This window comes from Marinobacter sp. CHS3-4, from assembly GCF_030053415.1.
Taxonomy (GTDB): domain Bacteria; phylum Pseudomonadota; class Gammaproteobacteria; order Pseudomonadales; family Oleiphilaceae; genus Marinobacter.
On the sequence record NZ_JASGBJ010000001.1, the window covers coordinates 604475 to 626336 of the forward strand.

The 21862-nt window shown below is 55.6% G+C and carries 19 protein-coding genes; 8 read left to right on the forward strand and 11 right to left on the reverse strand.

Annotated elements, in window-relative coordinates:
* Nucleotides 1–57 precede the first annotated feature (57 nt).
* Nucleotides 58–1332: an MFS transporter gene (locus QLQ17_RS02755; RefSeq protein WP_283208006.1), complete on the reverse strand. Its 1275-nt coding sequence runs from the start codon at nucleotides 1330–1332 to the stop codon at nucleotides 58–60.
* Between the two features lie 180 nt (nucleotides 1333–1512).
* On the opposite strand from QLQ17_RS02755, the gene QLQ17_RS02760 reads away from it, so the two are divergent.
* The 3 genes from QLQ17_RS02760 to ubiT all read left to right on the forward strand — a co-directional run bounded on the left by QLQ17_RS02760 (nucleotide 1513) and on the right by ubiT (nucleotide 4609).
* A complete protein-coding gene (locus QLQ17_RS02760; protein ID WP_283208007.1) occupies nucleotides 1513–3393 on the forward strand; it encodes a histidine kinase in 1881 nt (626 codons plus the stop codon).
* Nucleotides 3394–3401: 8 nt separating this feature from the next.
* The gene (narL, locus tag QLQ17_RS02765; RefSeq protein ID WP_349306786.1) at nucleotides 3402–4061 is read left to right on the forward strand and encodes a two-component system response regulator NarL; all 660 of its coding nucleotides are present in this window, start codon (nucleotides 3402–3404) and stop codon (nucleotides 4059–4061) included.
* Between the two features lie 68 nt (nucleotides 4062–4129).
* Nucleotides 4130–4609, forward strand: coding sequence for a ubiquinone anaerobic biosynthesis accessory factor UbiT (gene ubiT, locus QLQ17_RS02770; protein WP_283208008.1), 480 nt, complete (start codon nucleotides 4130–4132; stop codon nucleotides 4607–4609).
* A gap of 4 nt (nucleotides 4610–4613) precedes the next feature.
* Here ubiT and QLQ17_RS02775 read toward each other — a convergent pair whose 3' ends face one another.
* The 3 genes from QLQ17_RS02775 to hemN form a co-directional block, all read right to left on the reverse strand.
* Nucleotides 4614–5507 (reverse strand): U32 family peptidase, encoded by an 894-nt coding sequence (locus QLQ17_RS02775; RefSeq protein WP_283208009.1) that lies wholly within the window; start codon nucleotides 5505–5507, stop codon nucleotides 4614–4616.
* Nucleotides 5508–5520: 13 nt separating this feature from the next.
* On the reverse strand, nucleotides 5521–6516 hold the full coding sequence (gene ubiU / locus QLQ17_RS02780) for a ubiquinone anaerobic biosynthesis protein UbiU (RefSeq protein ID WP_283208010.1): 996 nt from the start codon (nucleotides 6514–6516) through the stop codon (nucleotides 5521–5523).
* 93 nt (nucleotides 6517–6609) lie between these two features.
* A complete protein-coding gene (hemN, locus tag QLQ17_RS02785) occupies nucleotides 6610–8028 on the reverse strand; it encodes an oxygen-independent coproporphyrinogen III oxidase (protein WP_283208011.1) in 1419 nt (472 codons plus the stop codon).
* A 340-nt stretch (nucleotides 8029–8368) separates the two neighbouring features.
* On the opposite strand from hemN, the gene QLQ17_RS02790 reads away from it, so the two are divergent.
* Together QLQ17_RS02790 and QLQ17_RS02795 are read left to right on the forward strand one after the other, a co-directional pair.
* Nucleotides 8369–9961 carry an MFS transporter gene (locus tag QLQ17_RS02790; RefSeq protein ID WP_283208012.1) on the forward strand — a complete coding sequence of 531 codons (1593 nt, stop codon included), beginning with the start codon at nucleotides 8369–8371 and terminating at the stop codon, nucleotides 9959–9961.
* Nucleotides 9962–10074: 113 nt separating this feature from the next.
* On the forward strand, nucleotides 10075–10491 hold the full coding sequence (locus QLQ17_RS02795; protein WP_283208013.1) for a globin family protein: 417 nt from the start codon (nucleotides 10075–10077) through the stop codon (nucleotides 10489–10491).
* A gap of 140 nt (nucleotides 10492–10631) precedes the next feature.
* Here QLQ17_RS02795 and QLQ17_RS02800 read toward each other — a convergent pair whose 3' ends face one another.
* Nucleotides 10632–11939: an ATP-grasp domain-containing protein gene (locus QLQ17_RS02800; protein WP_283208014.1), complete on the reverse strand. Its 1308-nt coding sequence runs from the start codon at nucleotides 11937–11939 to the stop codon at nucleotides 10632–10634.
* A 296-nt stretch (nucleotides 11940–12235) separates the two neighbouring features.
* On the opposite strand from QLQ17_RS02800, the gene QLQ17_RS02805 reads away from it, so the two are divergent.
* Nucleotides 12236–13723, forward strand: a complete 1488-nt coding sequence (locus QLQ17_RS02805; RefSeq protein ID WP_283208015.1) for a M17 family metallopeptidase — start codon at nucleotides 12236–12238, stop codon at nucleotides 13721–13723.
* 92 nt (nucleotides 13724–13815) lie between these two features.
* On the opposite strand, the gene QLQ17_RS02810 is transcribed toward QLQ17_RS02805, so the two are convergent.
* The gene (locus QLQ17_RS02810) at nucleotides 13816–15318 is read right to left on the reverse strand and encodes an MFS transporter (RefSeq protein WP_283208016.1); all 1503 of its coding nucleotides are present in this window, start codon (nucleotides 15316–15318) and stop codon (nucleotides 13816–13818) included.
* A 45-nt stretch (nucleotides 15319–15363) separates the two neighbouring features.
* Entirely contained in the window at nucleotides 15364–15825 is a 462-nt protein-coding gene (locus tag QLQ17_RS02815; RefSeq protein WP_283208017.1) for a universal stress protein, read from the reverse strand.
* Nucleotides 15826–16053: 228 nt separating this feature from the next.
* Here QLQ17_RS02815 and QLQ17_RS02820 point away from each other — a divergent pair, with 228 nt between their 5' ends.
* Nucleotides 16054–17388 carry an MFS transporter gene (locus QLQ17_RS02820; RefSeq protein WP_283208018.1) on the forward strand — a complete coding sequence of 445 codons (1335 nt, stop codon included), beginning with the start codon at nucleotides 16054–16056 and terminating at the stop codon, nucleotides 17386–17388.
* Here QLQ17_RS02820 and QLQ17_RS02825 read toward each other — a convergent pair.
* The 3 genes from QLQ17_RS02825 to QLQ17_RS02835 all read right to left on the reverse strand — a co-directional run bounded on the left by QLQ17_RS02825 (nucleotide 17349) and on the right by QLQ17_RS02835 (nucleotide 19714).
* Nucleotides 17349–18212 carry a pirin family protein gene (locus QLQ17_RS02825; RefSeq protein ID WP_283208019.1) on the reverse strand — a complete coding sequence of 288 codons (864 nt, stop codon included), beginning with the start codon at nucleotides 18210–18212 and terminating at the stop codon, nucleotides 17349–17351. The two genes, QLQ17_RS02820 and QLQ17_RS02825, sit on opposite strands and share 40 nt — an antisense overlap.
* Nucleotides 18213–18353: 141 nt before the next feature.
* Entirely contained in the window at nucleotides 18354–19145 is a 792-nt protein-coding gene (speD, locus tag QLQ17_RS02830; RefSeq protein WP_283208020.1) for an adenosylmethionine decarboxylase, read from the reverse strand.
* Between the two features lie 146 nt (nucleotides 19146–19291).
* Nucleotides 19292–19714, reverse strand: a complete 423-nt coding sequence (locus QLQ17_RS02835) for an OsmC family protein (protein ID WP_283208021.1) — start codon at nucleotides 19712–19714, stop codon at nucleotides 19292–19294.
* Nucleotides 19715–19974: 260 nt separating this feature from the next.
* Here QLQ17_RS02835 and crp point away from each other — a divergent pair, with 260 nt between their 5' ends.
* Nucleotides 19975–20616 carry a cAMP-activated global transcriptional regulator CRP gene (gene crp / locus QLQ17_RS02840; protein WP_283208022.1) on the forward strand — a complete coding sequence of 214 codons (642 nt, stop codon included), beginning with the start codon at nucleotides 19975–19977 and terminating at the stop codon, nucleotides 20614–20616.
* A gap of 88 nt (nucleotides 20617–20704) precedes the next feature.
* On the opposite strand, the gene QLQ17_RS02845 is transcribed toward crp, so the two are convergent.
* Nucleotides 20705–21664, reverse strand: a complete 960-nt coding sequence (locus QLQ17_RS02845; RefSeq protein WP_502867362.1) for an alpha/beta fold hydrolase — start codon at nucleotides 21662–21664, stop codon at nucleotides 20705–20707.
* Between the last annotated feature and the right edge of the window lie 198 nt (nucleotides 21665–21862).

The window sequence follows — 21862 nt, forward strand, 5'->3', positions numbered from 1 at the left end:
GAAATCTGCGTGGTTACTACCTCATAACCCACCTCTACCACCCAGGGGGTAGAGGCCTCATACACCCTTCAGCAACAAGGCCTGACGTTCTTCATTGCGGTGGTCACGGGCATACATCAGCCCGCTTCCGGCCAACAGCAGAAACAGAATCATGAACATCGCCGTACGAACGCCTGTCCAGTCAATCAAGGCGCCAAATAGCACGGGCAAGAGGAATGCAATCAGGCAGGCACTTGATAACAGCATTCCGGCAAACAGAGCGACAGATCCAGGCCTGGCCGTTATCACCATTCGCTGAAGACCGCCCATTGCCGAGCCCAACCCCATACCTAGCAAAACGATAAAGAAGCCCTCTGCCACCAGAGGAAGGGCAAGCTCAAGCTCGATCACCGACGTCACTCCCTGAATTGCCAGTGTCATCGGTGGGTAGGAAAGAACAAACAACGCAAACAGACTGACTGCGAGCGAGCGAAGAATCACCGGGCTGTCGCCGTAGCGGTCAGAAAGCGCTCCGCCGGAAATCTGGGCGAGTGCGCCCGGAATCACGAACCACATGGCAAGACGCGCCCCGGTCTCCATCGTCAATACAAAATGCAAAGAGATAAAATCCGGCAACCAGAGTGCCAGAGAGAAGAAACTGCCGGCGACAACGCCGAAGTAAAAACACAGTCGCCAGGTTTTCCGAAGCCCCAGAGTGCCGGAAACCTGCGGTAAGCCGGGGCTTGTTGTTGGGGCAGCAACGGTCGGGTTATCCGTCAGCAAAACCAACAATGCCGCAACCAGCAGCAGAACAATCAGATAGGCCGTCGGCACGGCATCCCAGGAAAACGCCTGCAGAATCAGAGGGACAAGATAGTAGTTAAAGCCCGCGCCGGTGACACCGGCACCAAACAGGCCGAGGACAAGCCCTGCATGTCGGCGCGGCGTATGAGAGGTCACAAACTGAAGGCCCGCGCCGTAGAATCCACCGGCAAGACCGAGGCCGGCCGCTGCCAGCAAATACCCACTCCAGGATTTCGCCAGCAAAAGAACCACCATCGAAACGGCTAGCCCTAACAGACAACCCACCATGACACGTCTCGCACCCAGCCGATCGGCAATGAGTCCGGCAGGGACCGCCAGGAGCGCGCCAAACGCCATGGGCATGGCGAGCAAAAAACCCAGCTCAAGGCTACTCAGGCCCAATGAACTGCGCAGGTGGGGGCCGGCCGCCGCAAATATGGTCCAGCAACCAGACACAATCACAAAGGAGACAAGCGCCAATGGCAAAACCAGTGCCAGCGACGCCAGCCTCTCGGTTTCGTTATCGTCATCCGTGAAAATGGACGGCATGGCATCACCCCGGGAAGCAGGCTTTCAGTTTCCTGTTTTGCCCCGAAATCCGTCAAAGACTATGATGGGGGATCTCCTGTAGGGGTAATTCGGAGTCGTGTATTAACCTGAAAGAGGTAAACTACAGAGCCTTTGCAGGCCGAAACCCCGGCTCACCTACAGTTTCCATAAAGGCACCGGATGACATCTGAAAGCCCTCTTGTAAAACGTATTGCCATTGTGGTCGGCGCAATCGTGCTGACAGCGGTTGTGAGCATGGCAACGACTCTGGCGGTATCCCGCAGCATTGAGGGCAATGCCACGGCGATCAATATTGCCGGTTCGTTGCGGATGGGGGCCTATGAACTTCTTGCGCGTTCAGGGTCCGTCCCGAACGATGATCAACGCAGCCAGTTCATGGATCGACTTAACGCCTACGAAGCCCGGATGGCCCATCCGGAATTTATGCGGTCGATTCCTGAGGACGGGGAACACCCGCTCGCCCAGCAGTACAGCTCCATGGACGCACTCTGGCGAGAGGCCCTGCGCCCGGCACTGAGCGCTCGGGCCGGCGCTCCGGCGACCGACGACCTCGTCGAACTTACCGAGAAGTACGTCGCCGGGGTAGATCAACTGGTCGGCATGCTGGAAAACCGAACGGAAGCCCGGATTGATCTTCTGCACCTGATACAGATCGTCAGTCTTTTGCTGTCCATCATTATTATCTGCGGGCTGTTTCTGGACCTGAAGAACCGGGTACTGCGACCACTTCGCAAACTGTTAAAAATCGCCGTTGCAGTCGGCGAACAGGATTTCTCGCGCAAGGCAGACCTCAAGGGAACAGATGAGCTCTCGCAGCTGGGTGTCGCGTTTGATCAGATGACCAGCCAGCTTGCACTGAGCTACCAGGAACTCAGAGAAGAGGCCCAAAGCAAGACCCGAGAACTGGAACGCAGCCACGCGGCACTCGAACTGCTTCATTCAGCCAGCCGTAGTTTGTTTTCCAGCCATGACCTTTGCGACGGCGCAATACCGATGCTGCAGGAGCTTGAACAGTTGCTGGGTATTGGCCCGATCCGGCTATTCCTCCACGACAAGAATTCCAGCGAACCTGTCGAGGCCGTCACCACGTCGACAAAAGAACGTCCCTTCTATTGCAAGGATCATCACTGCAATGCCTGCCTGGTGACTCCCGAGGTGTTTGACGAACTGCCGTCGGAAGACAATGACGGTCGCCGGCTGCTACTGCCAATTCGTACTCCCTCACAACTGTTGGGAACCCTTGAGGTTTGGTATCCGGCTTGTGGGGAACTGCCTGAAACCTCCCGTCGGCTGCTCGAGACTCTCAGCGACCAGTTGGCCACGGCAATCCTGCTTGAGCGCCAGATCACCGAGGAACAACAACTTACCCTGGCCGAGGAACGCGCGGTGATTGCGCGGGAACTGCACGATTCTCTCGCCCAGTCGCTCTCTTATCTGAAAATGCAGGTAGCACGCCTGCGTCGCCTGGAGATAGCTGGAGAGCATGAAAAGACCCACCGGAACATCCTCGAAGAATTAAGTACCGGCCTGAATAGCGCTTACCGTCAACTAAGGGAACTGCTGACCACATTCCGCCTGAAACTGGACACGCCGGATCTTGCCACGGCGTTGGGGCAGACAGCAGACGAGTTTTCAGAGCGGCTTGGCAGTCCGGTCAGAATGGAATACCGTTTGCCGCCAAACACCCTGTCGCCTAACGAGGAAATCCATACCTTACAGATTGTCCGTGAAGGGCTGGCCAACGCCGTCAAACACTCTGAAGCAACGGAAGTGCTGGTGGAAGTGCTGTTCGAGTCCCCGCGTGTCCGAGTACGAATACTGGATAATGGCAAGGGGCTTCCCCAGAACGATCAGCCCGCTCAACACTACGGCATGATTATAATGCAGGACCGTGCCCGTACGTTGGGCGGAAAAGTCAGCATACAGAATCGTGAAAGCGGCGGCGTCGAGGTTGCCCTGAGCTTCATTCCGAAGAGCAGGCATATGATCACCTCCGAGCCGGCAACCGGTCAGTCTCTAAAACAACCCGCTAAACAATGAGAGGAATCATGTCTGAATCACCTGCGTCTATTCTGTTGATCGATGATCACCCGCTGCTACGCCAGGGCATCAAGCAACTGATTGATATGGAAGACGATATGCAGGTCGTTGGTGAAGCCAGCAACGCCGCGGACGGCATTCGCCTGGCCCAGGAGCTTGAACCTGACCTGATTCTGATGGACCTGAATATGCCGGAAATGAACGGCATCGAGGCCCTCAAAAAACTGCGGGAGGAAAGCGTCAGTTCACGGATCATAATGTTCACCGTTTCAGACCACGAAGACGATGTTGTTGCCGCACTTCGCGCCGGCGCTGACGGCTATTTGCTGAAGGATATGGAACCGGAGGACATGATCGAACAGTTGCATCAGGCAGCCGTCGGCAAACTGGTGATCAGCGACCGCCTGACCACCCTTCTCGCGCAGGCGCTGCGGTCACAGAAGCCTCAGCAATCTTCACGCCCGGATTTCGACAGCCTCACTCCACGGGAAAAGGATATCCTTCGCCTGATTGCAGAGGGTCTGTCCAACAAGATGATTGGCCGCAAACTGGACATCAGTGATGGCACCGTGAAAGTTCACGTCAAACACCTGCTCAAAAAACTGAGCCTGCGCTCACGGGTGGAAGTTGCCGTTTGGGCGGTGGAGGAAGGCCTTCATAAAGGCTGAGTTATATCAAATCGTTGTAGAGAGCTTTGCTTTATTCTGTGCCGGTCACTGACTGCCCGGAGTAAAGCATGGCTTTTCCCTTACCTTCCATCGGCTCACTGAACTACCCCCTTATGGACCAAACGCTTTCGGTCCTTCAGGAATGCCTGCCATCCCCCGTGCCCGTGCTGCGCGCTTTCGATCGCAGAATCCCAATGCCACTGAAGCAGCTGGCTGCAGAAGCACCCCTGAACCGCCTGTTTGCCCGGGCAATCGATGACGGAGAATTCGATGATTTCGAGGGGCGCCGTATTCGTCTGGAGGTGAACGGCGGACAACCCGGTATCACGATTGGCTTCTGGGCCGGCCGGCTCCGGGTGATCGATGGTCCCGGCGAGACAACCATCCGGGGCTCGCTGGCGGCCTTCAAAACCCTGGCGGAGCGCCGACAGGACCCGGACCAGCTGTTCTTCCAGCGCAGGCTGGTTATCGAGGGTGACACCGAGCTGGGGCTTGGACTGAAAAACCTGCTGGACAGCCTGGAGTGGAATTTTAAAGCCTTGCTTTGAACTTCTAGTCGGCGACCAGATCCATCCCCGGCTTGCCGTACCAGTACCCGTTGCAGGGTGGTGCTTCCACCAGCTGCAGCGGGTCGGTGGCCGGCACGCCTCCCCGGCGTACCTGGTCGAAGCGGCGTACAACTTCTTCCATGCCCTGATGCTCCGGGCTCAGGCGCACCGTACCCACGCCCATCCGATCCATCGCCGGAAGTTCCCGCATCAGGTCATAGCGGGAACCCGACAGCGTGGAAATACCATTCAGACGAAACAGTTCCTGACTCTCCCGGGAGCGCAGTTCCATGCCGTCTGGGTGCTCCAGACAACGGAACTCGCAGTTGTCCTTGGGCAGGTTGTAGTGTCGGGCGGTAAAACAGCGGGATGACCAGGCCAGTGGCAGGAACCCCCAGGCAAACACCTCGGCGGGCAGTTCCAGGCCTTCCTGTTTCAGGCCATTGATTAGTTGCTCCAGAGTGTCTTTGCCCAACTCCACCGGCAGATTCCAGCCTTTCAGTCCCTGCTTCGCCAGAACCTTGAGGGTGGCAACATTGTAGATGTTCATGGAAGGGCCGGTAATAAACGGAATGTGATGACGAATGGCCACCTGCACCGCGCTCTGGTCGTTCGCTTCTATCAGAAACTCGTTCTGATCACAGATCCGGCGCAGGCGACGCAGATCCGCTTCCGACTCGATCAGAGTCTGGGTAGAAAGCACCACCTCCTTGCCGCAGGCTTTCAGGTCACGGGCCAGATCGAACCAGTCATCCGGTTTCAGTTCGCGGCGGCGAGAGCACACCGCCTCGCCAAGGTAGATGGTGTCCACTGGCCACTCGGCGGCCTTGGCATAGAAATCAAACACCGTCTGCTTGGACCAGAACCAAAGGATAGGCCCGAGAGAAAGTTTCATCATAATCGACAGAACCTTATTTCCATTTGCGGTGATAGGCGCCCAAGGTTGTCAGGCCGCCTTCGGAGAGCCCGGACAAAGTGCTGCGCCAGTCATTCTCCACGGTGAACATCCCAGGCGTTCTCTCCACGCTGTCCAGGGCCTGGCGCCAGGTGCGGGCCACATCAGCGATGTAGGCCGGACTGCGTTGACGACCCTCGATCTTGACGGCGCTGATGCCCAATTCCTGTAACTCCGGCAGCAGGTCCAGGGTGTTCAGGCTGACCGGCTCTTCGATTGCGTGATAGACACTGCCTTCTACCTCGAACCGGCCCTTGCAGAGGGTTGGGTATCCAGCGGATTCGCCCTGGCCGTAGCGGTCGATAAGCACGTCATTTAACCGCGATTCCAGACCCCGGGGCGTTTCCTGCCAGCGCACGGCCTTGGCCGGTGAGCAGGCACCGCGGGTATTGGGGGATTCGTCCGTCAGGTAGGAAGACAGGTAGCAGCGGCCCTCAGCCATAATGCACAGACTGCCGAATGCGAAGACCTCAAGTTCCACCGGGCTGTGTTTGGCCACACCACGCACCTGGTCCAGAGAGAGAACCCGGGGCAGCACGGCCCGCCGGATATCGAAGTTGTCCTTGTAGAAAGAAAGCGCCTCATAGCTGGTGGCAGAGCCCTGAACTGACAGATGCCGGGGGATATCCGGATAACGATTGGCGGCGTAATCCAGTAGGCCCATATCGGCCAGGATAATGGCATCCACGCTCAGATTGGCAGCTCGGTCCACCGCTCCCTTCCAATGCTCCCAACCATCCGGTTGCGGGTAGGTGTTGATGGCGCAGAAAACCCTGGCTCCGCGAAGGTGGGCGTATTCAATTCCTTCGGCGGCCCGTTTGTCGTTGAAGTTCAGGCCGGCAAACTGGCGGGCATTGGTGCTGTCCCGGAAGCCGAAATACACGGCGTTGGCGCCGTTATCAATGGCGGTTTTCAAAGCCGGGAGGCTGCCGGCCGGGCAGACAAGTTCCATCATACGCTCCACTGAAGTCGTTTGACGCCATAGTAAATGGCGACAAACGGCAATGCCTTGATCATTGTCAGTGGGGCATATCGCAACCCGCGGTCAGATGATCCGGGAGAACCGTTGGCTGGCGCCCTCTTTGCGATACAGGTCGAAGATCTGGCAAATGGCCCGGATCAGCAGGCGACCTGCGGGCTGAACCTGAAGAGCGTTACCGTCATCGGCAATCAGTTCATCCTGGACCATTGGCTTCAAACGGCTGAGTTCATCGGCGAAGTATCGGTTCAGGTCTTCGTTCCAGACATCGGCGAACTGCTGGCGATCCAACCGGAACTGGCAGATCAGCTGGCCGATCACCCAACGACGGATCCGGTCGTCCCGAGTAAGGTTTACGCCCTTGGTGATGGCCAGTTGGCCTGCATCAATGGCCGCCTCCCAGGACGGCAAATCGTGATTGTTCTGGAAGTAGGCATCATCGGTCTGGCCAATGGCAGAGACGCCCAGAGACACCAGGTCGCATTCGGAGTGGGTGGTGTAGCCCTGGAAATTCCGGTGCAGCCGGCCCGCCCGTTGCGCCACGGCCAGGCTGTCGTCCGGCTTGGCGAAGTGGTCCATACCAATGTACTCGTACCCGGCATCCAGCAGGCGGTTGATGGTGTTGTGCAGTATGGTCAGCTTCTGCTGCGGACTGGGCAAGGTATCGCCCTGAATCCGGGTCTGCGGATAGAAACGGTCTGGAAGATGGGCGTAGCTGAACACAGAGAGCCGGTCCGGCGACATTTCAATCACCGCTTCCAGGGTTTCGGCAAAACTTTCCGGTGTCTGGTAAGGCAGGCCGTAGATCAGGTCCAGGTTGATGGACCGAAAACCAATGCGCCGCGCCTCGTTGAGCACGGCTTCGGTCATGTCCCGGGGCTGGAGGCGGTTGACCGCTTTCTGGACCTCCGGGTTCACATCCTGCACACCCAGGCTGATCCGGTTAAACCCGAGTTTCCAGAGGGTTGGCAGGGTATCCTGGTCCACTTCCCGCGGGTCAATCTCCACGCTGTAATCCCGCTCACCGCCAGTTTGCAGGTTGAACAGTTCCCCGTACCCCGCCATCAGGTGCTCCATCACATCTTTTGGCAGAAATGTGGGGGTACCACCGCCCCAGTGCAGCTGGGTCACCGGCCGGTCGGCTCCGAAGAGCTTTGACTGGATAGCCGCCTCTTTCAGCACCCGCTCCACGTAGGGCATGGCCTTGTCACGTTTCTTGGTGATCACCTTGTTGCAGGCGCAGTAGTAGCAAAGGTGCGCGCAGAAGGGCAGATGCGTGTACAGAGACAGCGGTCGGCCACTGGCCTTGCTTCGGGCCGCAGCTTTGACCATGTCTTCAATCGGGTAGTTCTGGTTGAACTCGACAGCCGTGGGATAGGAGGTGTACCTCGGGCCGCTAAGGTCGTAACGGCGAATCAATGCCTCGTCCCAGAGAAACTGCGGCAGTGACGTGGTAGTAGAAACCGGTTGCAAAATAGAAGTCATGGTGAAAACTCTGGGCTCGAAAACTGCGGTTGAATGATCATTTTGACTTTATCAGGAACCGGCACCGAAATGACCGAATATGATTGGCTACCTCCACTGCGCCAGGAGGCTGTATCGACTACTCCATCAGTTGTATAACCCGTATAACTAATTGTTTTAAAAGAATTTAAAAAGGATTTTTCTGGCTTTTGAAATGACACGAAAACCGGCTGGGAACCAACCGATCCGGTTCTTGATATATATCATGCTTGCTGGACGCCCCACGTTTGCAGAATGGCTCCTAAAGCCGAGGCGTCACTATTCAGGTGATGCCGGGTCAGCAACTTGAGGAGCAGTCACTATGGCCAAAACCAATGCCGACATCGAAAAATGGGACATTGAGAACGAGGATTTCTGGGAAAAAGAGGGCAAGCGTGTTGCCTCCCGCAATCTCTGGATTTCTATCCCCAGCCTGCTGATAGGCTTTGCGGTCTGGCTGATGTGGGGAATGATCACCACACAGATGAAGAACCTGGGTTTTCCATTCACTATTGACCAGCTTTTCACGCTCAGCGCCATCGCCGGTCTTTCCGGCGCGACCTTGCGAATTCCGGCATCGTTCATGATCAAGATTGCCGGTGGCCGCAACACCATCTTCCTGACCACAGCGCTGCTGATGATCCCTGCCCTGGGAACGGGTATCGCCCTGATGAACCCAGGAACGCCGTTTATCGTCTTTCAGGCGCTGGCGTTACTGTCTGGCATTGGCGGCGGTAATTTCGCCTGCTCCATGAGCAACATCAGCGCCTTCTACCCCAAGAGCAAACAGGGTTACGGTCTGGGCATGAACGCCGGACTGGGTAACTTCGGTGTGACTACCATGCAGGTTGTGATTCCGCTGGTGATGACCGTCGGTATCTTTGGCGCCCTTGCAGGTGCACCGATGGAACTGGAAAACCCCAGCGGTACGCTGATCGGAAAAATCGAGGCAGGTACCGACACCTGGATTCAGAACGCGGGCTTTATCTGGCTTGTTTTCCTGATCCCCCTCGCTTTTGCGGGCTGGTTCGGCATGAACAACTTGCGCACCATTACCCCGAATCCGGGCAACCCTGCGTCAGCCTTCAGCAAGATTATCGGCCTGTATGTGGTTGGCCTTGGCACCTCACTGGTGGGTGTTTATGCACTGGAAATACTGAACATGTGGGTGGCGCTGCCGCTCACCATCATCCTGACACTGGTGCTCCTGCGCCTGATTCCCGGCGACATTAAACCGAACATCGAGAAACAGTTCGCCATTTTCAATAATAAGCACACCTGGTCCATGACGGTGCTGTACATTCTGACCTTCGGTTCGTTCATCGGCTTTTCGGCTGCTCTACCACTATCCATCAGCGTTATCTTTGGCAACATGATGGAAACGGCGGCGGATGGCTCCATTACCCGGGTTACCAATCCGGACGCCCCCAGCGCACTCACTTGGGCCTGGATGGGACCATTCGTGGGTGCTCTGATTCGCCCGGTGGGTGGCTGGATTTCCGACAAGGTGGGTGGATCCATCGTGACCCAGATCATCTCGGTCGTTATGGTCATCGCCTCCGTGGCAACCGGCTATGTGATGATGCTGGCCTACAACTCAACCGACCCCAACAGCTACTTCGCGGTGTTCCTGATTCTGTTCATTGTCATGTTCGCCGCCAGTGGCATTGGCAACGGCTCTACCTTCCGCAGCATCGGTGTGATCTTTGATCAGCAACAGAAAGGCCCGGTGCTTGGCTGGACCTCTGCCGTCGCCGCTTATGGCGCATTCATCGCACCCCGGGTGATGGGGCAGGAAATTCAGGCTGGCACACCGGAGGTGGCCATGTACGGCTTCGCGGTGTTCTATGCGCTGTGCCTGGTGGTGAACTGGTGGTTCTACCTGCGCAAGAACGCTTACATCAAAAACCCGTGAATCAGATAATATGCGAAAGAGCCGGCTGCATTCCTATGTAGCCGGCTCTTTTATTCATGGGCAAAAAAAGTCAGTCTCTGAAAAGATAATCAAGTCTGTTTCCGGAGCTCTTCATGTCTTTCGATAACATCTTTGATGCAAGCTATGAACGAGTCCAGTCAGCACGAGTCAATGGCCTGGAATTCTTTGATGCTTTCTATAGGCGTTTTTTGCTCTCTTCACAGGAAGTAAGAATGCTTTTCCGCAACACGGACATGGCAGTGCAAAAACGAATGCTCAAGAAATCGTTCTTTAGTCTGGTTTCGTTTTATGCCAGCGGCGCCATTGATGACGTTCTCCGGAAAACGGCATACCTGCACAGCGCGGAGCAACTCAATATCAAACCTCATCTCTACGACTTGTGGCTGGAATGCCTGATCGATACCGTAAGTGACTTCGACCCCGAGTTCGAAGACGATGTTGAACTGGCCTGGAGGCTCATTCTCAGTCCTGGCATTACCTACATGAAGTTCGGGTACGACCACTTCTGACGGTGGCCAATAGTGGCCTCGGGACAATTCTTGCTTGAACGCCGCAGATTTAAGTTGGGCAGAATTTCGGAAGCTCTGGACCAGTCAGGAGACCGGGCAATCACCCGGCCACCCATATCTGATGAACTGACTCTGCGTCGTTAAACGTAGAAATCCAGGTCTTCCATGGACTTCAGCAAATCCCGCATCTTGATGGGATCGTCACCGAAGAAGAACACCAGCCCCCAGTGGGTACCGAAGGCATTCCGATCCGGCACGGTCTCTTCAGTCGGTGCAACCAGTTCGTGGAAATCGAAGTAGGGGTGCTCAATGCACTCTTTCGGCATCTCCAGCTTGCTGACCACGCGACGGCGGGGATAGACACCGAAGCAGCCCGCATAACCTTGTGCTCCCTCGACTTCCTTGGGGAAGAACGCAGCCACTTCCTCTTTCGTGCTCTTCGGATCGAAAACCAGCATGGAAGCCTGGTAAGCGCTGAATCCGTAGGCTCTTTCAATCAGTTCGAAAGCCTTGAAGCCCGGTGGGCGATAGGCGATCTCACCAAAGTACATCTCGCCGTCAGCGGTCACAAAGTACTCGGGGTGAATCAGGCCGAACTTGATATCGAAGGTTTTGATCAGCAGTTCGATCTGCTTGGTAATCGCGTTGCGCCAGCTCTCAAGTTCTTTTGTAGCGGGCACGAACACAGAGTAGCCCAGCGTCACATACTCAGAAATGTTGAGGAACTGGATCTTGCCATCGTGAATCCAGGCTTCAACCGCAAATTCCCAACCACTCAGGTGGCTTTCCATCAGCAGCGGATATTCCTCGGCAGGAATATGATCAATTTCCTCTAACGTCCGGATCATCCGATGGCCAAGGCAGCCGGCCTTGTCGAAAGCCTTGACGTGAATCGGGTCATCCGGGTCGCCATCCAGCTTGAGCAGTGTCTGGTTAACACGCTTCATGAAACGGATGATGTCGTCTTTCTCGTGAGCTTCCTCGAAGATGCCGACACGAATGCCGCCAAGCTGGGCACGGCGCTTCATCAGGGCCTTGTCACGGAACAGGATCGACTGCCCGTACATGCGCGGGCTGTCCATCAGCACCGAGTTGATCGCACCAGACCACTCAACGGTCTCTTCAAACAGCGGGACGGCAACATCCACGCCCTCTTCTTTCAGCCTTGTGGCGATCTCCATAGACCGGTCATTAAGGCGGATAAAATCCCATGCTATGAAAGGGATGTGGTTAGCTTTACAGAAATCCGTGGCCCACTCAGGCGCAACGACAATGTAGCGACGGTCAAAGTTCTGTGCCGCCTTGATGGCGTTGACGCTCCAACCGAGCAGGGCAATATAGCCCTTGTTTGGATCTTTCGGCTTTTCGGTGCCCTTGACTGAGGGCATTTCCGGGTCGCGCCATGCAAGGACTTCCGGTGACATTTCTGATTCAGGTGTAGTCGCCATGCTATAACTCCTTTTTATTTGCGATACGGCATCGGAAATGTTGCCGTTTCTCTTGGCTAATCACGATCCCGGTCTTCTCACCATATATGCGCAACTGTTGCATTGGCAAACTATATTCGAAGGTGAATTGTGCTTAAGGTCTTTCATTTATCGTCTACTCAAAGCCCTTGGGCTTCGCGGCTACATGAACTAACGTTCTGAGTACGGATCAATGAAAGCTGGTGTATATACCTGTCTGCACCGGTAAACCAACTATCGTTTTAGCTATATTTTCAGCCCCCAAAGGAGCTTCAAAAATGAAGCCAGAATTCCCCGGATTATCGCCATTGTCGGTCCAGAAAGACCAACCGATTCCCGCTGCCTGGGATTTCAAGCCCGGATCAGGCGTGGTCCTCCTTGTGCCTGATGCGGATCGGAAAGTGATCGATAATACGCCCTGGTCCGACGCCCTGGGAGAGCGTCTATCAGCCCATCCGAAAACGGCCAACCCGGTGTTTCTATCCATGCCCGGAGGTGAAAGAGCGGCGGTTGTGTTCGTGGCGGATCAACTTCAGACATTCAAGGCACTCACCCTGGCGCGTAAAACCATTGGGCCTCTGATTGCTGACCGGGTGGAGGAAATAAACGTCCTTTGCCTGCTTGATGATGAGGTGGCCGCAGGGGCGATGGCTGAAGCCCTCCTGGCTGCGGCCCATGCAGCGCTTTTCCAGTTGCCTAGAATTACGGGCAAAGTCTCCGAGCCAAATAGCCTCAAAACCATGAGCTATTTCGGGGGCCTTGGTAACGCTGATTTTGGATACGCTGAGGCAACGGCTGAAGGCAATAACCTGGCTCGCTGGTTAACCCATTTGCCGGGCAATTACCTGAATCCGGGCATCTACCGTGATTTCGCCGAATCGCTTGCCCGCCAGGAAGGCTGGAAATCAGAGTTCTATGACCGGGATAAACTGGAAGAGCTGGGCGCCGGCGCCTTTCTTTCCGTTGTTGAGGCCAGCCCGGTTAGGGATGCAGGCATACTGCATCTGGAATACCGCCCGCCGGGGGCTGAGGGCAAACCGCTCGCACTTGTCGGTAAAGGCATCTGTTTCGACACCGGTGGCAGCAACCTGAAAGTGGGCGGCAGTATGTTGGGCATGCATGGCGATATGCAGGGCAGTGCCGTGGCGCTGGGTGCTTTCCTCGCCTTAACCCGTATGAACTTTGATCAGCCGGTGGATTGCTGGCTGGCACTGGCGGAGAACCATATCGGTTCGCGCGCAGTGAAGTGTAACGATGTTGTTACTGCCATGGACGGTACCACGATCGAGCTCATCAATACCGACGCTGAGGGCCGGATGGTTCTATCGGATACCCTGGCACTCGTATCCCGGGGAAAGCCACGCGCGATTATTGATTACGCAACCCTGACGGGTGCGGTCGTCGCTGCTCTGGGGCAACGAATGGCAGGAGCAATAACCAATCGCCGTGACTGGGTCGGGTCTCTGATTCAGGCGGGTGAACGTTGTGGTGAGAGAGTTTGGCCGTTTCCCTACGAAGATGATTACGATGAAGATTTAGAGTCGAAAGTGGCCGACACGCTGCAATGCAGAACCAAAGGCCCCGGTGATCATATATACGCCGCACGGTTACTTGGCCGTTTTGTGGACAAAGAAATCGGCTGGGTGCACGTTGACATGGCTTCTTCCGGCACTCATCCAGGCGGACTGGCGCAGATATCGACAGACTTGCAGGGTTTTGGCGTGCGTTTTGGCGTGGAATGGCTCAAAAAGGTGGCCAATGAGTAGTTGCCGAGTGCGAGGCGAATGTTCGCTTTTGTTTATAAGCCTCCAAAAGCCGCAGGGCATTACCCTGCGGCTTTTTTAGTCCAGCGACCAGGCTATCGGGCGATAGCTTCCTGACGGCGGCGGTTTTCTTCTTCGATTTGCAGGTCCACGGATGAAACCTGATATTCGTCGGCGAAGCCTGACTCCGGTTCTTTCAGCCACATCAGGCACAGCAACCAGCTAACAAATGCACCGCAGGCGATGATGTAGAAGAACTGGGTGGGTGTAACAAAGGTAAAAATCGTCAGATAGACCACCGCGCCTACGTTACCGTACGCACCGGCCATTCCTGATATCTGACCAGTAAGACGACGCTTGATGGAAGGAATTATCCCGAAGGTCGCACCCTCCGCTCCTTGTACAAAGAAGGATGTGAACACGGTAATACACACTGCAATGATGAGGGGCCAGGTGGAATTCATCAGCCCCATCAGGCCAAAGCCTATCGAGATACCGAACATATAGCTGAGCATCACGAACCGACGGTTACCCATACGATCTGACACAAGCCCGCCCATGGGGCGCGCGACCAGATTCACGAAAGCAAAGGAAGCAGCAATCAAGCCGGCTGCTGTTGCGCTCAAGCTCCAGGTTTGCTCAAAAAACATGGGCAGCATTGATACCACCGCCAGCTCGGCGCCAAAGTTGGCAAAGTAGGTGCTATTGAGCGCTGCAACGCTATTGAACGGATACTTGTCATCTTCCGGCACGCCCCTCTTCAGGATCGGCACGTTCACTCTAAGAATCTGAATGATTTGATAGCCGACGATGGCAACAATCACGGCGTAGCAGATCATGGCACCTGTGAAGCTCAGGTAACCCATGTTTTCGATACGCCAGACCAGAATGCCCAACACGCCGACCAGAGGAATGGTCCACAGGATGAGTTTGATCATGTCACCCCAGCTGCTGACCTCCATAGCCACTGCCTTGCGCGGTTTCCGGTGAACCGTGCCGACAGGGCCATCAGTAATCGCAAACCAGTAGTAAACGCCGTAAGCCGCCATAACAAAGGCACTCTGGGCGATCGCCCAGCGCCAGCCATCCTCACCACCGTACATATTCAACGCTATGGTCGGCAGCGTGATTGCGGCTGCGGCAGAACCGAAATTGCCCCAGCCGGCATAGAAGCCCTCTGCGAAACCGATGTCTCTGGGCTTAAACCACATCGCCGTCATGTGAATGCCGACCACGAAGCTGGCCCCAATAGAGCTAAGAATCAGTCGGCTGACCAACAGTTGGGTCATGGTATTGCCGAAGGCGAAAACCAGGGCCGGTATAGACATCAGCACCATGAGCACAGAGAACACCCGACGAGGTCCAAAGCGGTCCAGAGCCATGCCCACGATAATGCGGGCAGGAATGGTTAGCGCCACGTTACAGATGGCGAAAAGACGAAGGTCATCGGCGGTTAGCCAGTTGACGCTTTTCAACATGCTCGAGGCCAGTGGCGCCATGTTGAACCAAACGTAAAAGGTGATGAAGAATGCAATCCAGGTCAGGTGCAGGGCCCTGATCTCGGGATTTTTGACGTGGAAAACGTCTGCGACTTTCATGTCAGCCTCCTTGGCTGTCGGATTCAGAAGGGTAGAGCGCCGGCCTTAGTGGCTCGGCAGAATAAGAAGCGGGCACTGGATGCGACGAGCCAGGAAGGAGCTGACGCTGCCGAATGTCATGTAATCCAGCTCATCGACGAAATGAGTCAGCGAGCGCGCAATGAATCCGCCATCGGGCTCGTGACTGTGTCGGGCAATCACCAGCATGTCGGGATGGACTTTGTTTTCCGCTGCGTAAAGCAGCATTTTCCTGGCATCCCCCTCAAGCAGCAGCGTTTCGTGAACGATATTTTCTTGATTGCACGCCTCGCTTGCCTCCAGGAGATGACGTTTGAGGTCTTCGACTTCCTCATTGAAAAGGGATTCGTTGCTGGCGGTGATATCCCGAGGATTCTCTGCAACGGCGACAAGGGTGAGGGTGGGTTCGAGGTTTCGGAACATGGTAATGGTTCGCACCAGCGCTAATTTCGCGTTTCGGGAACCGTCGTAAGCGATCATGATTTTCATTGTGAAGTTCTCCCAGAATGGATCTTTGGGAGCATTAGCCCACACTCGGCGTCAGCCAATAATTGATGAAAATCAAAAATCGCCTTTCCTACCCCGCCAGAGCATCGCCGCGGCTTTGGCCTCTCCTGCAAGAGGTACCTCCAATGCCCCGCAATGCAAAAGCCGGTTTCTGATACCGTTTAATAAGCACGCTCATCAGGCGCTTTTTCATCGACGGGGGGCAAGACCATGGCTTCCAGCACAACAAAATCCCAACAATACCGGGCACTCGGCTTATCAACGTTTTCCTTCACGTTGTGCTTTGCCGTGTGGACGATTTTCTCGATCATTGGCCTCAAAATCGCGGAGGACCTGGACCTTTCAAACACTCAGCTCGGCTTGTTGATGGCGACGCCAATTCTAACCGGCTCGATCAGTCGATTGTTTCTGGGTATCTGGACGGACCGCTACGGGGGTCGCTGGGTTTTTGGTGTGCTGATGCTGACGACGTCTGCCTGTGTTTACCTGCTCACGCTGGCCACGACCTACCCCATGCTGTTGGTCGGTGCTCTTGGGGTGGGTCTGGCCGGTGGGTCTTTTATTGTTGGTGTTGCCTACACCTCAGCCTGGTTTGACGCAAAGCAACAGGGAACTGCGTTGGGCATCTTTGGTGCGGGCAATGTCGGCGCGGCGGTCACGAATTTTGGCGCACCGTTTTTGCTGGTGGCGTTTGGCTGGGAAGACACGGCCAGAATCTACGCGATGGTGTTGGCGTCGATGGGTGTGTTTTTCGTTCTGTTTGCGAAAGATGATCCGTTAACAGCGGCCCGGCGTGGTGGAGATCAGCAGTCTTTTCTGGAGCAGATGGCCCCACTACGAGAGCTCCGGGTATGGCGTTTTGCGCTTTATTATTTCTTTGTTTTTGGGGCCTTCGTTGCGCTTGCGCTATGGCTACCTCATTTCCTCATGGGTGTTTACGGACTCGACATTAAAACTGCGGGTATCATTGCTGCTTTGTACACCATTCCCGCTTCTCTGTTCCGCATTCTGGGTGGCTGGATGTCTGACCGATTTGGTGCGCGTAGAGTCATGTACTGGACATTTATTGCCTCCGTCATATGTACTTTCCTGCTGAGCTACCCTCCAACTGATTATGTGGTGCAAGGAATCGACGGCGACATTCGGTTTTCCATCGCAATGAGCCTGCCGGTGTTTGTCGCGCTGATATTTGTACTTGGCTTCTTCATGTCGTTGGGGAAAGCGGCCGTTTACAAGCATGTGCCGGTTTATTATCCGGAGCATGTGGGTGCCGTTGGTGGCGTTGTCGGCATGATCGGTGGGCTGGGTGGTTTTGCGCTGCCGCTCGCTTTTGGTGTGCTGAATGACCTTACTGGCATCTGGCAAAGCTGCTTTATGCTGATGTTCGGTATTGTTGCCGCGGCATTGATGTGGATGCACTACGCTGTCCGCAGTGCAGAACGCGAAGAATGGGCGGCTGACCAGGAACAGACAGATCTGCCTGAGCTGGCCTCGCCGCAGCTGTTTTATCCGCTTAACAGAAAACTGCCGTCGCGGAAATCTTGAAGCGTCTGCTCAATTTCCGCCCGCGTGTTCATTACGAACGGGCCGTATTGTGCCACTGGCTCGCCGATGGGTTTGCCGGCAATCAGCAGTATCCGGGCATCTTTCTTGCCCGCTCGCAGCCGAAGGGTGTCGCCGTCGTCAAGAATGTGGGCGGTGGACAGGTCCAGGGATTCTGCCGCCGATTCTGACTGTAGCGAAGCGTCTCCTTCGTACAGATACACCAACGCGGAGAGTTCTTTGCCGACCGGTATCTGGGTTTCACCACCTGCAGGCAACAGAATGTCGGCATACACCGGTAGGGTTGATCCACCGTGGACAGCGCCGAGGTGTTGACGGCCATCGATGGACAGCTCACCGGCGACCAGCTTGACTGCGGCATCGCCGACGCTCAGGTCCGGAATGTCTTCTGGCTGAATGTCCCGATAGCCGGCTGGTTTCATTTTTTCGGCCGCAGGCAGATTAAGCCATAGCTGAAACCCCCGCATCCGCCCCGATTCCTGCTGAGGCATTTCCGAGTGAACAATCCCTCGTCCGGCGGTCATCCACTGCACACCGCCGTTTTTCAGATTGCCCCGGTTGCCCAGGTGGTCTTCGTGAAGCATGTGGCCATCAATCATGTAGGTCACTGTCTCAAACCCTCGATGAGGATGGGACGGGAAACCGGCAATGTAGTCTGCTGCGTCTTCCGAGCCAAATTCATCCAGCATCAGATAGGGATCCATGCGCACATGGGGGCTTTGACCGAGCGAACGCTTGATGCGAACGCCGGCGCCGTCCGATGTTTCCATGGCGGGTACGCGGCGTTTAACGGAACGGTATGTCATAGCAGCCTCCTTAAGCCTGTTACTAGCTCCATTAGAGGCCAGGAGACGAGAATAATAAACCGGAGAATTCTGGAGGGCGCATTCAAAAAAACTGAAGGTTCCGCCGGCGTATGTCCGGAACAGAACCTTCAGCTTTCGAGATTACTCTACGTTGCGGGAATAAAAGATCTCGAGCATCTCGCGACGCAGACGGTCTTCAATGGATTGGGCTTCTTCTGACCCCAGGTCTTCCGCGTTGACGCCGAACACGTAGTTATCCAGATTGAAATTTTTGAGCATCATCTTGGTGTGGAACAGGTTCTCCTGGTACACGTTGACGTCAATCATCTGGTAGGCGTTCTGGGTGTCCTCGGTCAGGTAGTTCTGAATCGAGTTGATGTCGTGATCGATGTAATGCTTCCGACCGTCCACATCACGGGTGAATCCGCGTACGCGGTAGTCAACTGTCACCACATCCGAATCAAAGCTGTGGATCAGATAGTTCAGCACCTTCAGGGGTGAAATCAGGCCGCAGGTTGAAACGTCAATGTCGGCGCGGAATGTGCTGATACCCTCGTAGGGATGGCTTTCCGGATAGGTGTGAACCGTCACGTGGCTCTTGTCGAGGTGCGCCAAAATGGTGTCTGGCAGCGGACCCGGTGATTCTTCGTTATCCGCCTCGCCGTCGCTGATCTCGTGTTCTGCGATCAGCATGGTCACCGAAGCACCATGGGGATCGTAATCCTGACGGGCGATGTTCAACACGTTGGCGCCGATGATCTTGACGACGTCAGACAGGATCTGGGTCAGACGCTCGGCATTGTACATTTCATCGATGTAGTCGATGTAGGCCTTGCGTTGCTCTTCCGTCCGCGCGTAGCAGATGTCGTAGATGTTGAAGCTCAACGATTTGGTCAGGTTGTTGAAACCATGTAGCTGCAATTTGGTTTCCATGCTCAGCCTCCCTCCAGGCAGGGGTTCGGACAGGATATCGGCGGATAAAGCCGCGTATTATGCACACTGGTTGCACGGTTGGGTAGGGTTGGAAGCCCTCGCTTTATCCGTAATTTCCCAAGCGGTTGTGGCCAATCGACCATGTGTCAGGAAGCGTCCCGAATTTCATAGCTGTGGGTGATCTCCACACCGGCTTTCTCCAGCATGATAGACGCTGAGCAATATTTTTCAGCCGACAGGCTGACAGCCCGCTTGACCAGGTTCTCTTTGAGACTGTTGCCGGTCACCACAAAGTGCAGGTGAATTTTGGTAAACACTGACGGAACGCTGTCTGCTCGCTCGGCTTCCAGTTCGGTATGGCAGTCGGTGACGTCCTGGCGGCTTTTCTGCAAAATGCTCATGACGTCAAAGGAAGAGCATCCGCCCAGCCCCATCAAAACCAGCTCCATTGGGCGTGGCCCCTGATTCTTGCCGCCGTGGTCGGGTGGGCCGTCCATCTGGACTTCATGACCGCTGCCACTGGCAGCTTTGAAGCCGGCGTCTCCGGTCCAGTCAATGGTTGCTTTCATGGGTGCTTGCTCCAGCCCGTTCGGGCGTTGAAAGAGTGTCTGTAAACGATTTCAGTGGATCGGGATGCTAGCATATAGACCTGCTCCCAGGCACCGTTGCGGCGCGCAGGATTGTGTATCTGGGCTATACTGTTTTCAGTTGCCGATGCCGGGCCTTCTTGTTATAAGGTCGGCTGATTAAAAACAAACCCGCACGGAAAGCAGGGTGAATAACAACAAATCTGATTTCCCGCCAGTATTAAGGAGGCATGTCTCGCACTATGGCTACTATCGTCAAGCCGGTTGAGCAGAAAACCAAACACCTGGATTACTTCCTGTCGCAGTGTCACCGGCGACGCTACCCTGGTAAAAGCACCATCATTTATGCAGGTGACAAGAGCGACTCACTGTTTTACATCGTCAAAGGCTCGGTGACCGTCATTATTGAAGACGACGACGGGCGCGAGATGATCATGGCTTACCTTAACGCCGGGGATTTCTTTGGCGAAATGGGGCTGTTCGACAACATGGATTCCCGTAGCGCCTGGGTCAAAGCCAAGAGCGAATGCGAAGTGGCTGAAATCAGCTACACCAAATTTCGTGAGATTGCCCAGCAGGATCCACGGGTTCTGTATTTTATCGGCGAACAGATGGCGTCCCGTTTGCGCCAGACCACTCGAAAGGTAGGCGATCTGGCGTTCCTGGACGTGACAGGCCGGGTGGCACGCACGTTATTGGATCTGTGTAAGGAGCCGGACGCCATGACGCATCCGGACGGCATGCAGATCAAGATTACCCGTCAGGAAATCGGCCGTATCGTGGGCTGCTCTCGGGAAATGGTGGGGCGGGTTCTGAAGACCCTGGAAGACCAGGGATTGGTGAGAGTCAAAGGTAAAACCATGGTGGTTTACGGCACTCGTTGAGCCCGCAGAACTGCCTCGGTTTCCCTTCAAAGGCCGCTTGGATCAGCGGCCTTTTTCATTTCAAGCTTTCTTCAGGCAACCCAGTAGATCAGGGACAGGACCATTTCGGTTGGCTGTCGCCTGCCGGGGTGCTGCCGCAGGCACCCGCCAACCCGGATTGCAGGAACAGCGCTGCGTCACGCACCGTATCCTTGGGCAACTCTTCCATAGGAATGTGTCCAACGGTGGGGTAAATCACCAGGCCAGCATCGGGAACATCCTGTCGCCAGCGTTCGGCCAGCTCCGGCGGTACCCAGGTGTCTTCTTCGCCCCACATCAGCAGCGTCTCTGCTTTAATGCTGCGAAAGTCCGGCGGCACGGTGCTATCCGCCCGGGCCTCGATCAATTCCAGGGTTTTCATGTAAACGGGTTTGGCGCCCGCTCGCTGATTCATGTGGACGTAACGGCTGTAGGACTTTGGCGTGATTCTGTCGGAGTCCCCATACACCCAGGCGACGCCAAGCGTCACCGCCCAGGCTGGCTGTATATAGCTGCCCATGAAAGACACCGGCGCCGAGGTGCCTACATCCAGCAGCCAGGGCGTGTCCTGGGGGTAGCCAAACGGGTCGAGCAATACCAGGCGTTTTACCCGGTCGGGGTGTTTGGCGGCGTAGTGTGCGGCCAGAAAACCGCCCAGTGAATTGCCCGCCAGAGACACCCGGCCCAGCCCAAGCGCGTCCACAAAGCCTTCGAACGCAGCCACAACCTCTTGTTCGTTGAAGCGTTCCAGGTCTTCCGGGGCGCCGGTCAAGCCGAATCCGGGCATGTCCAGAGCGATCACGCGATGGGTTTTCGACAGCTCCTCGGCCCAGTCATCCCAGGTCTGCAGCGCAGAGAAAATGCCGTGCATCAGGATGATGGGTTCACCCTGGCCGCGATCCTGATAGTGGATGTTGTAGCCGTTAACGCGAATAAATCGGGAGTGCTCGTTGGTGTAGCGGGACTTCAGGTCGTCCTCTTCCATGCTGATCAGCCCACCCCAATGACTCATGGTTGGCGTGGCCTCCATAGAGGCGCTGATGGCAGAGCAGCCTGAAACCGCAGCCAGTGCCGTAATTAACAGGAGCAGGCGGGCGAACGGAAGCAGCGTCCATGGCTTCGTCGGGGTCATGATGGTCATTCCGGTTTAACGAGTGTGGCGGCAAATATTGCAGTAATCGCAAACCGGATCATTGACTGTGTTGCCTGCCAGGCGCGGTGCTTGTGG

Excerpts from the sequence above, each read along its gene's own strand:
- QLQ17_RS02815 (WP_283208017.1), bottom strand. The coding sequence starts at position 15,825 with ATGAAAATCATGATCGCTTACGACGGTTCCCGAAACGCGAAATTAGCG.
- QLQ17_RS02805 (WP_283208015.1), top strand. The coding sequence starts at position 12,236 with ATGAAGCCAGAATTCCCCGGATTATCGCCATTGTCGGTCCAGAAAGAC.
- QLQ17_RS02760 (WP_283208007.1), top strand. The coding sequence starts at position 1,513 with ATGACATCTGAAAGCCCTCTTGTAAAACGTATTGCCATTGTGGTCGGC.
- narL (WP_349306786.1), top strand. The coding sequence starts at position 3,402 with ATGTCTGAATCACCTGCGTCTATTCTGTTGATCGATGATCACCCGCTG.
- QLQ17_RS02775 (WP_283208009.1), bottom strand. The coding sequence starts at position 5,507 with ATGATGAAACTTTCTCTCGGGCCTATCCTTTGGTTCTGGTCCAAGCAG.
- QLQ17_RS02790 (WP_283208012.1), top strand. The coding sequence starts at position 8,369 with ATGGCCAAAACCAATGCCGACATCGAAAAATGGGACATTGAGAACGAG.
- QLQ17_RS02820 (WP_283208018.1), top strand. The coding sequence starts at position 16,054 with ATGGCTTCCAGCACAACAAAATCCCAACAATACCGGGCACTCGGCTTA.
- ubiT (WP_283208008.1), top strand. The coding sequence starts at position 4,130 with ATGGCTTTTCCCTTACCTTCCATCGGCTCACTGAACTACCCCCTTATG.
- QLQ17_RS02825 (WP_283208019.1), bottom strand. The coding sequence starts at position 18,212 with ATGACATACCGTTCCGTTAAACGCCGCGTACCCGCCATGGAAACATCG.
- QLQ17_RS02795 (WP_283208013.1), top strand. The coding sequence starts at position 10,075 with ATGTCTTTCGATAACATCTTTGATGCAAGCTATGAACGAGTCCAGTCA.
- QLQ17_RS02845 (WP_502867362.1), bottom strand. The coding sequence starts at position 21,664 with ATGGAGGCCACGCCAACCATGAGTCATTGGGGTGGGCTGATCAGCATG.
- crp (WP_283208022.1), top strand. The coding sequence starts at position 19,975 with ATGGCTACTATCGTCAAGCCGGTTGAGCAGAAAACCAAACACCTGGAT.
- QLQ17_RS02810 (WP_283208016.1), bottom strand. The coding sequence starts at position 15,318 with ATGAAAGTCGCAGACGTTTTCCACGTCAAAAATCCCGAGATCAGGGCC.
- hemN (WP_283208011.1), bottom strand. The coding sequence starts at position 8,028 with ATGACTTCTATTTTGCAACCGGTTTCTACTACCACGTCACTGCCGCAG.
- QLQ17_RS02755 (WP_283208006.1), bottom strand. The coding sequence starts at position 1,332 with ATGCCGTCCATTTTCACGGATGACGATAACGAAACCGAGAGGCTGGCG.
- ubiU (WP_283208010.1), bottom strand. The coding sequence starts at position 6,516 with ATGGAACTTGTCTGCCCGGCCGGCAGCCTCCCGGCTTTGAAAACCGCC.
- QLQ17_RS02800 (WP_283208014.1), bottom strand. The coding sequence starts at position 11,939 with ATGGCGACTACACCTGAATCAGAAATGTCACCGGAAGTCCTTGCATGG.
- speD (WP_283208020.1), bottom strand. The coding sequence starts at position 19,145 with ATGGAAACCAAATTGCAGCTACATGGTTTCAACAACCTGACCAAATCG.
- QLQ17_RS02835 (WP_283208021.1), bottom strand. The coding sequence starts at position 19,714 with ATGAAAGCAACCATTGACTGGACCGGAGACGCCGGCTTCAAAGCTGCC.